This is a genomic window from Neorhizobium sp. NCHU2750 (assembly GCF_003597675.1).
GTDB lineage: Bacteria > Pseudomonadota > Alphaproteobacteria > Rhizobiales > Rhizobiaceae > Neorhizobium.
Window position 1 is genome coordinate 728560 of record NZ_CP030828.1, and the last position, 15505, is coordinate 744064.

At 59.6% G+C, this 15505-nt stretch carries 16 protein-coding genes and 1 riboswitch; of the genes, 5 read left to right on the top strand and 11 right to left on the bottom strand.

The annotated features are described in order from the left end of the window. Window positions 1-39: 39 nt before the first annotated feature. The 7 genes from osmF to NCHU2750_RS24045 all read right to left on the bottom strand — a co-directional run bounded on the left by osmF (window position 40) and on the right by NCHU2750_RS24045 (window position 6537). Window positions 40-951, bottom strand: coding sequence for a glycine betaine ABC transporter substrate-binding protein OsmF (osmF, locus tag NCHU2750_RS24015; RefSeq protein ID WP_119944262.1), 912 nt, complete (start codon window positions 949-951; stop codon window positions 40-42). A gap of 344 nt (window positions 952-1295) precedes the next feature. Then, window positions 1296-1832 carry a flavin reductase gene (locus NCHU2750_RS24020; protein ID WP_119944363.1) on the bottom strand — a complete coding sequence of 179 codons (537 nt, stop codon included), beginning with the start codon at window positions 1830-1832 and terminating at the stop codon, window positions 1296-1298. Window positions 1833-1842: 10 nt separating this feature from the next. After that, window positions 1843-2631 carry a pyrimidine utilization protein D gene (gene rutD, locus NCHU2750_RS24025; RefSeq protein ID WP_119944263.1) on the bottom strand — a complete coding sequence of 263 codons (789 nt, stop codon included), beginning with the start codon at window positions 2629-2631 and terminating at the stop codon, window positions 1843-1845. Window positions 2632-2677: 46 nt separating this feature from the next. Continuing rightward, complete coding sequence (rutC, locus tag NCHU2750_RS24030) at window positions 2678-3064, bottom strand: pyrimidine utilization protein C (protein ID WP_119944264.1); 387 nt, start codon at window positions 3062-3064, stop codon at window positions 2678-2680. 24 nt (window positions 3065-3088) lie between these two features. Then, window positions 3089-3823 (bottom strand): pyrimidine utilization protein B, encoded by a 735-nt coding sequence (gene rutB, locus NCHU2750_RS24035; RefSeq protein WP_119944265.1) that lies wholly within the window; start codon window positions 3821-3823, stop codon window positions 3089-3091. Next, entirely contained in the window at window positions 3820-4911 is a 1092-nt protein-coding gene (gene rutA, locus NCHU2750_RS24040; protein WP_119944266.1) for a pyrimidine utilization protein A, read from the bottom strand. Before rutA ends, rutB begins: the two co-directional genes overlap by 4 nt. 237 nt (window positions 4912-5148) lie before the next feature. Further along, window positions 5149-6537, bottom strand: a complete 1389-nt coding sequence (locus NCHU2750_RS24045) for an FAD-binding oxidoreductase (protein WP_162939770.1) — start codon at window positions 6535-6537, stop codon at window positions 5149-5151. Between the two features lie 162 nt (window positions 6538-6699). Between NCHU2750_RS24045 and NCHU2750_RS24050 the strand changes: the two genes are divergently transcribed. After that, entirely contained in the window at window positions 6700-7797 is a 1098-nt protein-coding gene (locus NCHU2750_RS24050; RefSeq protein WP_119944364.1) for an RHE_PE00001 family protein, read from the top strand. A 42-nt stretch (window positions 7798-7839) separates the two neighbouring features. On the opposite strand, the gene NCHU2750_RS24055 is transcribed toward NCHU2750_RS24050, so the two are convergent. From NCHU2750_RS24055 to NCHU2750_RS24070, 4 genes are all read right to left on the bottom strand, one after another. Next, window positions 7840-8859 (bottom strand): ABC transporter substrate-binding protein, encoded by a 1020-nt coding sequence (locus NCHU2750_RS24055; protein ID WP_119944268.1) that lies wholly within the window; start codon window positions 8857-8859, stop codon window positions 7840-7842. Continuing rightward, the gene (locus tag NCHU2750_RS24060) at window positions 8856-9635 is read right to left on the bottom strand and encodes an ABC transporter ATP-binding protein (protein ID WP_119944269.1); all 780 of its coding nucleotides are present in this window, start codon (window positions 9633-9635) and stop codon (window positions 8856-8858) included. The genes NCHU2750_RS24055 and NCHU2750_RS24060 overlap by 4 nt, the downstream gene beginning before the upstream one ends. Then, window positions 9632-10438 (bottom strand): ABC transporter permease, encoded by an 807-nt coding sequence (locus NCHU2750_RS24065; protein WP_119944270.1) that lies wholly within the window; start codon window positions 10436-10438, stop codon window positions 9632-9634. Before NCHU2750_RS24065 ends, NCHU2750_RS24060 begins: the two co-directional genes overlap by 4 nt. 22 nt (window positions 10439-10460) lie before the next feature. Next, window positions 10461-11069, bottom strand: a complete 609-nt coding sequence (locus NCHU2750_RS24070) for a YkoF family thiamine/hydroxymethylpyrimidine-binding protein (RefSeq protein ID WP_119944271.1) — start codon at window positions 11067-11069, stop codon at window positions 10461-10463. Continuing rightward, window positions 11063-11173, bottom strand: a riboswitch (TPP riboswitch). (Overlaps the previous gene by 7 nt.) 110 nt (window positions 11174-11283) lie before the next feature. Here NCHU2750_RS24070 and NCHU2750_RS24075 point away from each other — a divergent pair. The 4 genes from NCHU2750_RS24075 (at window position 11284) to NCHU2750_RS24090 (ending at window position 15382) form a co-directional block, all read left to right on the top strand. Next, the gene (locus NCHU2750_RS24075) at window positions 11284-11949 is read left to right on the top strand and encodes a TetR/AcrR family transcriptional regulator (RefSeq protein ID WP_119944272.1); all 666 of its coding nucleotides are present in this window, start codon (window positions 11284-11286) and stop codon (window positions 11947-11949) included. A gap of 128 nt (window positions 11950-12077) precedes the next feature. Beyond that, window positions 12078-12899 carry a bifunctional allantoicase/(S)-ureidoglycine aminohydrolase gene (locus NCHU2750_RS24080; RefSeq protein ID WP_119944273.1) on the top strand — a complete coding sequence of 274 codons (822 nt, stop codon included), beginning with the start codon at window positions 12078-12080 and terminating at the stop codon, window positions 12897-12899. Window positions 12900-13060: 161 nt separating this feature from the next. Next, entirely contained in the window at window positions 13061-13861 is an 801-nt protein-coding gene (locus tag NCHU2750_RS24085) for an NAD-dependent epimerase/dehydratase family protein (protein WP_119944274.1), read from the top strand. An 87-nt stretch (window positions 13862-13948) separates the two neighbouring features. Further along, window positions 13949-15382, top strand: a complete 1434-nt coding sequence (locus NCHU2750_RS24090; protein ID WP_119944275.1) for an aldehyde dehydrogenase family protein — start codon at window positions 13949-13951, stop codon at window positions 15380-15382. Window positions 15383-15505 lie beyond the last annotated feature (123 nt).

A 15505-nucleotide genomic window follows, 5' to 3' on the forward strand; every position in this document is an offset into this window, starting at 1 on the left:
AGCCGCTGCCCTTTCCGTCTGCAGGGAAACCGGTCTGGTCTATTTCAGAAAACCGTTCTTCTTCAGGAAGTCCTCGGCCACAGTCTTGGCCGGCTCACCACCCACCTGGACGCGGCCGTTCAAGTCCTGCAGCGTTACGAGATCGAGCTTTTCGAAGACCGGTTTCAGAAGTTCGGCGATTTGCGGGTTTTTCTCCAGCGTGGCCTGGCGGATGATCGGCGCCGGCTGATAGACCGGCTGGACCTTCTTGTCGTCGTCAAGCACGACAAGTCCGGAAGGTGCGATACCGCCATCGGTTCCGTAGACCATGGCCGCATTGGCACCGTTGGTCTGGTTTGCCGCAGCGGCGATCGTGGCCGCCGTATCGCCGCCGGAAAGCGTGATCAACTGATCGGGTTTCAGCTTGAAGCCATAGGTCGTCTGGAACGCGGGAAGTGCGGCAGCCGAATTGACGAATTCTGCCGATGCGGCGAGAACGATCTTGCCGCCACCGGCAATGAACTTGCCGAAGTCCGTCAGCGTCTTCAGCTTATCCTTTTCGGCGACATTCTGGCGGACGGCGATGCCCCAGGTGTTGTTTGCCGGCGATGGTGTCAACCAGACGATCTTGTTGGCGTCGAAATCGAGTTTCTTGACGGTCTCGTAGGCCTGTTTCGGATCTTTCCAGGCCGGATCGTCAGCCTTCTGGAAGAAAAACGCGCCGTTGCCCGTATACTCCGGATAGATGTCGATCTCGCCCGCGGTGATCGCCTTGCGCAGCACCGGCGTCGCGCCGAGCTGAATGCGGTCGGTCGCGTCGATATTGTTGGCCTTCAGCACCGACAGGATGATATTGCCCAGCACGCTGCCTTCGGTATCGATCTTCGATGAGACGACGATCTGCGCGGAGGCAGTCGTGGCGGAGAGGGAAAGTGCAATCAGCAGTCCTGCGAATTTGGTGGTAAGCGACATCGTGATTTCCCTAGACTTGTGCTCAGGCCTTCTGGCCGGGCGGTACGTGGTTATTTCGCCATAAAGCTAGCGCGGGGACCGCGAGTGTCGAGAACGTTTCGTCTGTGCTTCGCGCTTTCCGAGAAAAAACTTGGCCAAAAAAGTCTGCAGCGAGTGCGATCAACGTGCTGAATTCGCCGCCGAAATTTAAAGCATGCTGATATTCGCCTCTGTCCACGAGTGCTGTCTGAAACAGGTCTGGGCGAGGCTGGTCGCCTTTCCCGCTTGTTCGAAACCTCAATTGCACCGTTTTCCGCCCTCCGCTTGGACGTGATGAGCCACATCGAGGTTAAGACGTTTTGGCCTCACCTCAGTGCGTGATAGCGGCGATTGAGATAGAGCAGGGAATGCCCGTCCTGATCCTGGCGGATTGCCTCAACCTCGCAGATCAGAATGTCGTGGCTGCCGCCGTCCGACACGCTGCGAATGCGGCAATCGATCGATGCAAGCGCGCCATCGAGTGCAGGGGCGCCGGTCGAAAGGTTGCTCCACGCGACCGGCGCAAAGCGTTCCTCGACCGGTGTCTTGCCGCCAAAGAGCCGGCTCAGGGGCTCGTGCTCGGCGGCCAGCACATTGATGCAGACAACGCCATTCTCCCTGACTGCTGCATGGGCTGACGAAGACCTGTTGAGGCATACCAGCATGGTCGGCGGATTGTCGCTGACACTGCAGACGGCCGTCGCCGCAAATCCCGCCCGCCCTGCCGGGCCATCGGTCGTGACGATATTGACAGCTGCACCGAGCCTGGACATTGCCTCTCGGAAATCGGACCTCACATCGGGCAGCTGTATCTCTGCCAGTTCGGTGGTGGCGAGGGAGGGGGAAGCGACTTGCTGGTTCATCTTTGTCATGTCAGCTTGGTTTGCCGTTGGAGAGCAGGTAGTCAACCACAGTCTGGTTGAAAGGAAGCGGATCGACCACGTTGACCGCGTGGGCGCCGAAATCGGAGAGAACGAGTTCCGCATTCGGCAGATGCCGGGCCAGATGCTCGGAGCGGCTATAAGGCACCAGAAGATCATCCTTCGTTGCCACGATCAGCGTCGGTATCTTCACCTCCGCGAGCCGTGCATCGATATCGAACGCTCGCAACGCGGCGATGCGGCGAAGGATATTCTCCCGTCCCTGGAAATGTCGCAGTCCGTGCGCCTCTTCATCCGCAAGTCTTGCGGCATTTTGCGCCATCCAGATGGCCGGATAGAGAAACAGCGGTTGGGCCTTGATGAAGGCTTCCACGCCGGTGTTTTCCAGAAGCGCGATACGGGTATCGAAGCAGCGGCCGGAATGGGGATCCGCCTTGCTCCACGCGTTGACCAGAACAAGACTGTCGATCATTTCGGGTCGGCGAAGAACGATGTCGAGGCCGATCAGACCGCCGAGCGCGTGCCCCATGAAGCTGAAATGCACAAGGCCAAGTTCGCCGACAATCTCCAGCACATCGTCTGCCATGGCCGATATGCCGCCGGTCTCGGGCACTTCGCCGCCGGTGCGGCCGCAGCCGCGGTGGTCGTAGGTGACCACCCGGAAATGTGGCGCAAGCGCGCCGATCTGCGGCGTCCAGTAGGCACCCGATCCGCCGAGACCGGATGACAGGATGATCGTCGGCGCGGCGGCATCGGTCCGGCCGTGAATGTCGTAATGCATGATCTGCCTCTGGCTGATTGAAGAGGGAGGCGTGCCTCCCTCCGGCTTACTTGCCGATATGGGCGACGGTTGCGATTTCCACCAGCGCGTCGGGCTTCACCAGTCCGCATTGGATGCAATAGCGGGCCGGCTTGTCGCCGGGGAAATATTCGGCATAGACCTTGTTGACCGCCTGATAGTTCGCCCAGTCGGTGATGAAGATATGGTTCATCGTGACATCCTCCATCGTGCCGCCGGCGGTTTCGATGACGGCCTTGATGACTTCCAGCACGTGACGGGTCTGGGCGCCGGCATCGCCGACATGGACGACGTCGTTGTTCTTGTCGAAGGGCAGGGTACCCGACACGTAGACGACGCCATCCGCCAGCGTACCCGGTGAATAGGGGGCTATCGGCTTCTGGGTGCCTTCGGGCACGATGATCGACTTCGGCATTGTCACTCTCCTCTTCGATGGTTCTCAGGCTTCCGCAGGCGCAGCCTGGGAAATCACGGCACAGAAATCGTTGACGGTGGCGACCCAACCGAAGAATTTCTCGACATTGTAGACCGTCGCCTGCTGAATGAAGTCGGGACCGAGATGATGGGTCGCGTCTTCCAGCATCACGCCGAAATATTCGAGATGGAAAGCGTCGCGCAGCGAGCTCTCGACGCAGACATTGGTGGCGATGCCGACGAACACGAGATTGCGGATGCCGCGGGCGCGCAGGACGCTGTCCATGTTGGTGTTGAAAAAGCCGCTATAACGGGTCTTCGGCACCAGGATGTCGCCCGGCTGCGGTTGAAGTTCGTCGACGATGGCGTAGTCCCAGGTGCCCTTGGCGAGAAGCTTGCCCTGCATGTCGGGATTGGCGCGCATGTGCTTGAGCGCATTCGATTTGTGCCAGTTCGGAGAGCCGGGGCCACCGGCTTCGACATAGTCCTTGTCCCAACCGTTCTGGAAATAGATGACCGGCACGCCGGCAGCGCGCGCGGCATCGAGCGTCTTCTTGATATTGGCGATCGTGCTCTTGGCGCCGGAAATGTCGAAACCGGCGAGATCGACATAGCCGCCTTCGGTGGAATAGGCGTTCTGCATGTCGACCACGACCACGGCCGTTTCCGTTGGCTTCAGCGTGATCGGCTCGGGCCGGGCCGGGAGCGTGACGCTCTGCAGCTTCTCCTTCGGGCTCTGATATCCTGCGACGGCGCTCATTCTGCGGCCTCCAATGCCTGGGTAACATGCTTGCGGCTTTTCATCAGCGGCTGGATGAACGTGCCGAATTTTTCCACACCCTCGACGAAATCGTCGAAGGTCAGCATCACGCCACCGGTGCCCGGTACCGTGGCCATTTCATCGAGCATCGCCGCCACTTCCTCATAGGAGCCGATCAGGGTTCCCATGTTGATGTTGACGGCAGAAACAGGGTTCGACATGTGGCGGACATTGGTGTCGGAACCGGACTTCGTATCGGCCGCACTCTGCAGGCCGAGCCATTTGATGGCCTCGTCATCGGCGCCGGCCTTGTAATGCTCCCACTTTGCCCATGCATCCTCGGATTTCTCCTCGGCAAGGATCATGGTGAGCACGAAGGAACGGACGTCGCGGCCGGTTTTTTCCGTCGCTGCCATCAGCCGCTGATTGGTCGCCTCGAACGCGGTCGGCGTATTGATACCGACGCCGAAGCAGAAGCTGTAATCGGCAAACTTGGCCGAGAAGGCGAGGCCCTTGTCGGAGGAGCCGGCGCAGATGAGCTTCACGTCACCCTGCGGCGTCGGCTTCATCTGGCAATCATCCATCTGGAAGAACTTGCCCTTGAGATCCGACTGCCCGAAGGTCAGGAGGTCCTTCAATACGGTTGTGTATTCGGTCAGGTATTCGTAACGATCACCGAAATAGTCGTCGCCCGGCCACAGGCCCATCTGGCTGTATTCAGGGCGTTGCCAGCCGGTGACGAGGTTGATGCCGAAACGCCCGCCGGAAATGCTGTCGATGGTCGTCGCCATGCGCGCCACGATCGCCGGTGGCATGACCAGCGTCGCCGTGGTGCCGAAGAGCTTGATCTTGGAGGTGACGGCCGCGAGCCCGGCCATCAGCGTGAAGGATTCGAGATTATAGTCCCAGAATTCGGTCTTGCCGCCGAAACCGCGCAGCTTGATCATCGAGAGTGCGAAATCGAAACCGTATTTCTCGGCCCTGAGGGTCACTTCCTTGTTGAGCTCGAAGCTCGGCTTGTATTGCGGGGCATTCTCCGAAAGGAGCCAGCCATTGTTCCCGATCGGAATGAAGACACCAACTTCCATATCGCCTCCTTGTTCTGTCACCGTCGCGCTCTGCGGAGCAGACTTGCGTTTTGATAAGCAGAATTCGTGCCAGATGAGAGTTCAGTATATTTATCAGATAGATACGCGGTTCGTGGGCTGATCGAATTTACCGCAAGGAAAAATTTTGACCGTTTGATAAAAATTTGCCTGCGGATTGGGCAATCCGCAGCAGCGGGATGATGAAAAACTGGAACGATCGGGAAGGCGCAGCAACCTTTACGGCTGCTGCGAAAGCAAGATCCGTCCGCGGTTCAGAATGTCGGCCGGATCCAGCATGTTTTTCAGGCGCCGCATCAGCGCGAGTTCCTCCGGGCTGCGGCTTCGCGAGAGATAGGGGCGTTTGAGAATGCCGATGCCGTGTTCCGCGGAAATGCTGCCGTCGGATTGGCCGACCACGTCATAGACTGCCGTCACGGCGGCGCCTAGATCGTCGGCCGCATCGGCGGGAAGGATTGCGAGATGCAGATTGCTGTCGGCCATGTGTCCGTAGGCGATCATGGTCGCGCCGGGTGCCAGCGAGGCGATCTGCCGCCTCATTTCGGCAATCGCATCATCCATCCGGTTCATCGGCAGGCTGATATCGAACTGGGCGCTGCCGGGGATCAGCCGGTCGAACTCGTAATTGGCCTCCCGATAGGCCCAGAAATGCTGCCTGTCCTGCAGCGACTGGGAGACGAGGGCATCGGAAATCAGGCCCTCTTCCAGGAGGGAGGCGAGTACTTCGGTAAAACGGTCCTGGGCCGCCTGATCGTCACCCAGCGCCGCTTCGATCAGCAAGGTCAGCTCGGTCCTGGGATCGAATGGCTCCGGCAGCGAGGTATATGTGTCGGTGACTTCCATATATTCGCGCCACATGCCCTCGAAGGTCATGAGCTGACCCGGAAACTGCCGGTCGAGCTCGGCAAGCGCCTTCGCCGCATCGGCGACGCTGGCGGCTGCGCAAAGTGCCGTCTGCAGCGCGGGCGGCGCCGGCGACAACGACAGGCAGACGCGCGTGATCACGCCGAGCGTGCCCTCGCTGCCGATCATCATCTGCGGCCAGTCGTAACCCGTATTGTTCTTCATCAGCTTGTTGAGGCCGTTGAGAACGGTGCCGTCGGAGAGCACGGCTTCGATACCGAGCACATTGCGACGCGTCACACCGTAGCGGAGGGCCTGGACGCCACCGGCATTCGTCGCCACGTTTCCGCCGATCGTGCATGTGCCACGAGCCCCGAGATCGACGCCGTAATGCAGTCCCGCTTCCTTTGCCGCGTCCTGCACCTGGTAGAGAGGCGTTCCGGCGCGGACCGTCATGGTGCGGCTGGCCACGTCGATTTCCTCTATGCCCTGCATGCGTTCGAGCGAAAGCGCTATTTCTCCCGGCTGCGGACGGGCGCCGCCCGCAAGTCCGGTCAGCCCGCCTTGCACGACGATTGTCTGCCCGGCTGCCGAACAGGCTGCGAGAACCTTGGAGATCTCCTCCGTAGAACCCGGCAGCACAAGGGCGGCGGGGCATAGTGGTGGAATCTCTGTCGCATCGGACCAGTTGCGCTGCGGTATGCCATCGCCTTGCTTGACGAAGCCATCACCCACGATCGCCCGTAGCGCATCGAGTAGAACCATTTTGCTCTCCTGTTGGATGGCTACACCAGTCGGCATGCCAGTTTGAGCCGAATCAGGACCAATAGGGAAGGTCCGCAGCACTGGAAGCCTCTATCATCATATGATGGGCGTCAAAAATAGCTGTTCGCATCGCGACCGCGAATCTGCGATCAGATGATTGTCATGCACTATGATCTTGCGGACCTGCCCTTACGCGAACTGATCGCGCCGGTCTCCGCGGCAACGGCCGCGCTGACGCGGCTCGATGAGCGCGTGTTGCGGTCTCCGGTCGGGGCAGGCTGGATCGAACGCTCCCATTTCACCGATGCGGTTGCCTCGCTCTGGATCGACGGCGAACTGGTGCATCTGGAAGATCTCGTTCTGCATGATGCCGCCATGGGCATTCGCGCGCCAACCCATGAGCTCACGATTGCCCACGACATCCTTCGCACGCGGCGCCGCATCCTCGAACATGAGCCCGGCTGGGCCCTGACGGGTGAAGGGCTGAGGCGGCTGCGAGGGATGGGAGACGAAACCCGTCATCAAGCTCAACCGGTTGTTACCCAGGTAGAAGCTGCGGCAGATGGCGAGGATCAGGATGGCGACGAGCTTTCGGACTACCTTGCGGAGATAGATGCGCTGGTTGCCCGCAGTGAAGCGGTTCTTTCCCAGGCGCTTGCCCCTTCACCTTTGCCGACGCGTGAGCGCGATCCGCTCCTCTATGAACCGGATTGGGACGAGGACGAGCGGTTGGGTGAGTGGCAGGTGGTTCTGGCCCAAAGTGCCGGTTTGCCCGCCGTTCTGCGCGTCGCGTTGATCATCGATGCCTGGACGCAATTGCAGGTTCTGCAGCACGCGCCATGGCTTGGCCGTCTGCTGGCCGCATCTCTCCTGAGAAAGGAAGGCGTGGCCGGCGGTCATCTGCCGGCCATCAACCTCGGCCTGAAACTGGTGGCGCGCGAGCGCCGGACCGATAGAGGCCGAAACGTGCGGCTGCTTGCCATCGTCGATGCGATCACGCAGGCAGCCGAGGCCGGGTTGAAGGAACACGATCGCCTGATGCTGGCCAGACAGCAGATGCAGCATCGCATCGCCGGCCGGCGGCAGTCATCCAAACTGCCGCAACTGGTCGATCTCGTCCTCTCGCGCCCGATGGTCTCATCCGGAATGATCGCGCGCGCTCTCTCCATCACCCCGCAAGGCGCATTGAAGATCGCCTCGGAACTGCATCTGAGAGAGCTGACCGGCCGCGGCAGATTCCGGGCCTGGGGCATTATCTGACCGAATAGCGAACCGACCTGGATGAAGGGATTCGGCAATACCTTACGAGCCAGCCAGGAACTCGTTGGTAAAGTAGCCGGCAAAATCCGGCACCGCCGTCAGGGCCGATCCGCCTTGGCCTTTCAGGATGTTGGACTTGTAGGCGTAATTCCCGATGGCCTCGAATTTGGCTGGATCGATATCGCCGATCCGACCTTCTGCGCTCATCAGATACTTGCCGTCGATCAGGGCCTGAAGCGAAGAGCGAACAAGCTTTCGGTCTGTCAACGCATCGCTGTTGGCTGAGATGAGGAGATCTGTCGCTTCGTCCGGATGGTCTACGGCATAGCGATAGCCCTGCTGGGTAGCCTGAAGGAATGCCTTGGCAGATGCCGGGTTGGCCTTGAGGAAGGCCCTGCTCGACCCGATCAGTGTCGTATGCTCGTCCGGCACGCCAAAATCGGCATAGCGGAAGGCGCGCTGGTTCAGGCCTTCGATTTCGGCTTTGACGCCCTCCCAGGTGTAGACTTCTAGGGTGAAATCGACCGAGCCATTTTCCAGCGCCTGATAGGCGGATGTGCCGAGAGTTACGGTTTCGAATTCGCCTTTGCCGCCGTCATTGCGGATGATCGAGGAAATCAGCGCATTTTCCCAGGCCGAGCCGAAACCGCCATAAGTCTTTCCATCGAGATCCTTGGGGCGATTGATGTCCTCGCGGCTGCCCTTGAAGACGACCCGTCCCGTTTCAGTCTGCACGACCGCATAGGTGCCGACGAGATCGGCCCCGGCAGTCCGTTGCGTCAGAAGCGCGATTGATCCGAGAATGCCGAAATCGGCGACGCCGCTGGCAACCAGCGTTCCGGCGGATGTGTCCGTATAGGGAAGGATGGTGGCCTCTATCCCGGCCTGACGGTAGAAGCCTTTATCACGGGCGACGAAGAGGCCGATGTGATTGGTATTGGCGGTCCAGTCCAGCGCGACCGAGACTTTTTTCGCGGTTTGCGCACGAAGCGGGCCTGCCTGCACGGCAAGCGCGGCGAGGCTCGCAAGTGTGGCGCGGCGGCTTAGCATCAATGGGCTCATGACATTCGTCCTTCCTGGCTCGGGTTTTCGGGTGAAAGCAGTACATCGAGAATGGAGGCTTCCAGCGCGGCGGCTTGCTGATACCTGGAGGCGGCACCAAAGCGTGGCCGCGGCAGTGTGATGTCGATCGTTCTCGCGATGTTTGCCGGTCGTGGAGAAAGAAGATGAACCCGGTCGGACAGCATCACGGCCTCACGCACGTCATGGGTGATGAGGATCACCGTCCAGCGGTGTTTCAGCCACATGGCCTCCAGCCAGATCTGCATGCGATTGCGGGTCAGCGCATCGAGCGCGCCAAAAGGTTCGTCGAGCAGCAGGATGGGCTTGTCCTGGACAACCGTTCGCAGCAAAGCGGCTCTCTGCCTCATCCCGCCGGATAGCGCATGGGGAAGAAGATTCTCGAAGCCAGACAGCCCGAACTCGTCGAGCAGAGGCTGGACCTTGCGCCGTGCTGCGCCGCGGCGCATGCCCTGCACTTCCAGTCCGAGCGTGGCATTGTCGAGAATGCAGCGCCACGGCATCAACGCATCACGCTGGGGCATGAATGCGAAAGGTCGGCCGGCGGAGGAAAGTGGGCTCCCTTCGAAGGAGACGCAGCCATGGTCGGCTTTGGCGGCGCCGGTCAGCACCTTGAAGATCGTCGACTTGCCTGCGCCGGATGGTCCGAGGATCGAGACGAACTCACCGGCATTGATGGTAAGCGAGATATCGCCGAGTACATCTATGTCGCCATAGCGCAGGCAGATACGATCGAGCGCGAGAAGAGGCGGTCTCATTGTTCTCTCCCTTCTACTGCCTCGATCCACGGAGCCAGGAGGCGCTGGATCAGCCATGTGGCAGCAAAAAGGATGAGGGTCAGGAGCGAGCTGACGAATACGGCGGCGAGTACGAGGTCCGGCCGGAAGTTGTTCTTCGCATTCAGCATGTAGATGCCGAGCCCTCTGGCGGCACCGGCATATTCGGCAAAGATGGCGGCAACGACCGCATAGGTGATGGAAATACGCAGACCGGCAAAGAAATAGGGCAAAGCCGATGGCAACCGTGCAAGCCTGAAACGTTTCCAGCGCGATGCGCTCATCGAGGCTAGCAAATCCTCGATGTCACGATCGGTGGCCGCATAGCCTTCCGTCAACGCAACGAGCATCGGGAAGAAGGTGACGAGCGCGACCAACAGTATCTTGGGCACCAGTCCAAACCCGAACCAGAGGACGACGAGCGGTGCGATGGCAACCAGCGGCAGCGTCTGGCTGATGATGAAGATCGGAAACAGCATGCGTCGAAGAAGCGGCGAGAAATCGACGACGACCGACAGGGCGAAGGCACAGAAGATGGAGAGCGAGAAACCGAGCAGCGTGGCGCGGATCGTCGGCATCGTATTTATCCACAAAGCCTCTCTATTGGCCCATGCCTGGAAGGCCACCTGCGACGGGGACGGCAGGATTGTCGGGCCGATCCCTGATGTGCGGCAATAGATCTCCCATGCCGTCAGAATCGCGATCATGGCGATCAGCGCTGGCAACAGACGCGCAAGGGCATTGGCGAGGGGCAAGCCCCGCTGGTGAAGCGAGCGTGAGGGCATCGATCTGTCCGCGAGTTCTCGCTCAGGCCTTGGAAGGGCTGTTGGCGGATACGGTGAGATCGATGGTCACATGACCCTGCGGCGGTCCGAAGCGAACGAAGGCCTCGCCAACGGTGGCAAAAACCGGTGCCGCATCGCCTCGCAGCTTGGTGCAAAAATTCTTCGATCGGTCGAAAACGCCTGACGTCTTGATGAAATCTATGCAGCCGTAGATTTCATCCATGTGCTGGCCGATGCCGAGCGTATAAAGGGAAAACTGGGCGGCCACAGACTGTCCGGATGACGGGATGGCGGCGACGGCTGCAAGCGCCTGTGCCTTGCGCTCGTCAAGCGGGCGCATCGGACCGGTCATTTCCGCCACCTGGCAAATCGGGTCGTCCGGTTCTCCCGGGCAGCCACGGGATAGGGTGGCGTGGAGAACGCAATGCTTGCCTGTCTTCGCTGCCGCAACGAACAGGTCGCGCATGGCTGCGAAAACCACGTCCGGTGTGCCTACAAGCAGGGTGGAGATGTCGTCTGTCTCGATTCGCAGCCGGTCCCGATAGGGATCCAATGCTGAAAGCGAGCCTAAAATCACCCCGACGAACTCGTCGGACATGGGGTAAAGAGAAATTTGTGCGCCGGAAAACATCGCTTGAACCTCGCTCCGCTGGCATTATCCAGATCAGCTTTAGGGTCCGCGATCATGCGATCGCATCTCAGCCCCGGCGTTACGGAGCACCCCTGTCTGATTTCCTGATAGATCAAACCGACCGCGATTTGCAAGTGGCAGATTGTTGAATGTCGCGATGAGGGGGCGTACGAGTGGCAACACATGATGTGGCCGCTAACCCTGAATTGCCTGAATGCCTCTGAAACCTCCCAGCCGTAGAAAAAACGATCCTGAAAGGACGAAGGCGGATATCCTCGATGTCGCCACCGTCGAATTCGCGACGCATGGGCTTGCCGGCGGGCGTATCGATGCCATCGCAGAGAAGACCCGCACGTCGAAGCGGATGATCTATTATTATTTCGGTGGCAAGGAAGATCTCTACCTGGCTGTGCTGGAGCGGTCCTACCGGCAGATCCGGACGATCGAGGCCGATCTCGAACTTCAGGAAATGCCACCGGAAAAGGCGCTTCGCATCCTTATTGCGGCGACCTTCGACTATGATGAAGCCAACCCGGATTTCATTCGGCTCGTCAGCAGCGAGAACATCAACTACGCAGCCCACATGCACCGGTCCGAATCGCTGCGCGATCTCAACGTCTCGATCATCAACACTCTGGCTGCAATCTTGGCCAGGGGTGCAGCCGAGGGTGTGTTCAAGCGTAATGCCGATCCGATCGATGTGCATATGCTGATAAGTGCATTCTGTTTCTTCCGCGTTTCCAACCGCCATACATTCGGAACGATCTTTCGGCGCGATCTTTCCGAGCCTACCCTGCTCGGGCACCATAAGCAGATGATCGTGGATGTGGTTCTCGGCTATCTCATGACGCCTGGGGATGAGCCCGAAATCTGTCGGTAGCGTCGATCGCAGCGATCCTGCCGCCGGCGCTCGGCTATCTCCCGGCGGCCTGTCATCCCCGGTCTTTTGACGATTGCTGAATCGCTTGGGCGCCATTAAATCATGAGGATCACAGACGGGGATAGCGCATGACAGACGGCAGGTATTTTTCTTCAGTCGGCGGGCTTCCGCCACAGACGCAGCTTCTTTCCAGCAAGGCAGTCTTCACGACGGCTTATGCAGTCATTCCCGGCACCGTCATGAGCGACATCGTCACCAGCGTTCTGCCGCACTGGGAGAAGACTCGCGCCTGGATCCTCAGTCGCCCGCTTACCGGCTTTGCCGAGACCTTTTCGCAATATATCGTCGAGGTTCAACCCGGCGGCGGCAGCATGCGTCCTGAGCCGGACGTGCGGGCTTCCGCTGCGATTTTCGTCGTAAAAGGTGAGCTTTCAATCGAACTGGATGGGCAAAGCCACAATTTGCGCGAAGGTTCTTTCGCCTATTTGCCAGCAGGATCGAAATGGACGGTGCGTGGCGAGGGGGATGTTCCCTGTCGTTTCCACTGGGTGCGCAAGGCTTTCAAGGTCGTGGACGGTCTGGAGCCGCCGCCGGCAATATTCACGCATGAGGACGACTGCGTGATGGATCCGATGCCGGATACCAACGGACGCTGGGCAACGACGCGTTTCATCGATCCGTCGGATGTGCGCTACGACATGCATCTCAACATCGTCACCTTCGAACCGGGCGCCGTCATTCCCTTCATGGAAACCCATATCATGGAGCATGGTCTCTATGTTCTGGAGGGGAAAGCCGTCTATCGGCTGAATCAGGACTGGGTCGAAGTCGAAGCGGGGGACTATATGTGGCTGCGCTCCTTCTGCCCGCAGGCCTGCTATGCCGGCGGGCCGGGACGGTTCCGCTATCTGCTCTACAAGGATGTGAACCGGCATGCCGACCTTTGGTAGAAGAATATGCAACGCGGCCACCGGCCGCGTTTTTTGATCTGCAGCAGACCTACAGGCTTTATTGACCTGTCTGGCAAATTTGTAATATCGATATCCTCACCATGTATGACAAGATTGTGCCGCAGCAAGGCCATCGATGATCCTGGGGAGGATTTGGATTTATGCTGAAAAGACTTCTGCTGACGGGCGCCGCAGGTGGTGTCGGTCGGAGCATTCGCCCGTTGTTGTCGCAACTTGCGGAGCATGTTGTTCTGTCGGATATCGGCCAGGTGACCGAGGTCGGGCCGAAAGAGAATTTCGTCCGCTGCGACCTCGCCGATGCAAAAAGCGTCGCGCAGCTCGTGGATGGCGTTGACGGGATCATTCATCTCGGCGGCATTTCGGTCGAACGAGGCTTTGAGCCCATCCTTCAGGGCAATATTATCGGCCTTTACAATCTTTATGAGGCGGCGCGCCATCACGGCAAGCCACGCATCGTATTCGCCAGTTCCAACCACGTGGTCGGCTATTATCGGTGCGACGAACATCTCGACAACACGGTCTACCCCCGGCCGGACTCGCTCTATGGCGTATCGAAGGTGTTCGGTGAGGCGGTCGCCAGCATGTATCACGACAAGTTCGGCCAGGAGACCTTGTCCCTGCGTATCGGTTCCTGTTTCGAACGGCCGCTCAATAAGCGCATGCTCTCCACATGGTTGAGCTACAGGGATTTCGTCTCTCTGTGTGGGCGGGCTTTTCTCACACCAAAACTCGGCCACACAATCGTCTATGGCGCGTCCGCGAATGAAAAGCGCTGGTGGGACAACAGCAAGGCTGACTTCCTCGGTTGGCACCCGGAAGACAGTTCGGCTCAATGGAGTGCGGAAATCTATGCAGCGTCAGGTCCGGAGAACCCGGCCGACCCGGCAGTCATATACCAGGGTGGCGCCTTCGCGGCGCTGGGGCATCCGGACGACAGTTGAATTCCCCAGGTCCTGCAACTTACATGCACGCATGACGGTACACAAATGTATGACGGGCCGCTGCGGCCAACAGGGAAGGATTTCACCATGAGCATTCATCAAAATCTGATCGCTGGCGAATGGGTCGGCGGCAATGGTTCGGAAAACATCAATCCGTCCGACACGAACGATGTGGTCGGGCTTTATGCGCAGGCATCCGCTGACGATGTCCGGGCAGCGATTGCGGCGGCGAAGGCCGCCTTTCCCACCTGGTCGCGGTCCGGCATTCTGGAACGTCACGCGATCCTCAGGAAGGCTGCCGACGAAATCCTGGCACGTAAGCAGGAGTTGGGCGAACTGCTGGCTCGCGAAGAAGGCAAGACCCTGCCGGAAGGCATCGGCGAGGTAACCCGTGCCGCCCAGATCTTCGACTTCTTTTCCGGTGAAACGCTGCGGCTTGCCGGTGAGATGTTACCATCGGCCCGGCCGGGCATCGGCGTCGAGATCACACGGGATCCGTTGGGTGTCATCGGTATCATCACGCCGTGGAATTTCCCGATTGCCATTCCCGCATGGAAAATCGCGCCGGCGCTTTGCTACGGCAATACCGTCGTCTTCAAGCCGGCCGAACTCGTGCCGGGCTGCTCTTGGGCGATCGTCGATATCCTCCACCGTGCGGGCCTGCCGAAGGGCGTGCTCAATCTCGTCATGGGGCCGGGCTCGGTCGTCGGCCAGGCAATGCTGGATAGCCCCGATCTCGCCGGGATTACGTTTACCGGGTCGACCGGCACGGGCAAGCGTGTCGCTCTTGCATCACTCGAGCATAACCGCAAGTTCCAGCTTGAAATGGGTGGCAAGAATCCGATGGTGGTGCTGGACGATGCCGATCTCGGCGTAGCGGTCGAGGCGGCCGCCAATTCCGGTTTCTTCTCTACCGGCCAACGCTGCACGGCATCTTCCCGGCTGATCGTCACCGAGGGCATTCACGACAAGTTCGTGGCCGCTCTGACCGAAAGATTGAAGGGGATCAAGGTTGGCCATGCGTTGAAGCCGGAGACGCATGTCGGGCCCGTCGTCGACGCCCGGCAGTTGAAGCAGGACACGGATTATATCGATATCGGCGTGAGAGAAGGAGCAAAGCTCGCCTTTGGCGGCGAGCGGCTCGAACTCGATACCCCTGGTTTCTACCTGCAGCCGACCTTGTTCACCGAGGCCACCAACCAGATGCGTATCTCCAGGGAGGAGATATTCGGGCCGGTGGCAAGCGTCATCCGGGTGAAGGATTATGACGAAGCGCTGGCCGTCGCCAATGATACGCCCTTCGGTCTTTCCGCCGGGATCGCCACCACGAGCCTGAAATATGCCACGCATTTCAAGCGGAATTCCGAGGCCGGCATGGTGATGGTCAATCTGCCGACGGCGGGTGTGGATTTCCACGTGCCGTTCGGGGGGCGCAAGGCATCGTCCTTCGGGCCACGCGAACAGGGCAAGTATGCAGCGGAATTCTTCACCGTGGTGAAGACCTCCTACACGCTGGCTTGAGCATCGATTTGCCCGGCTGACAAAGGTCCGGGCAATCTGAAATTTAGCTTTACTCCGTCCGCGGCCGAAAAACCGTGGACGGAGCGGCAGGACGCGTTATGTGTCTTTGGAAAACGATCAAAG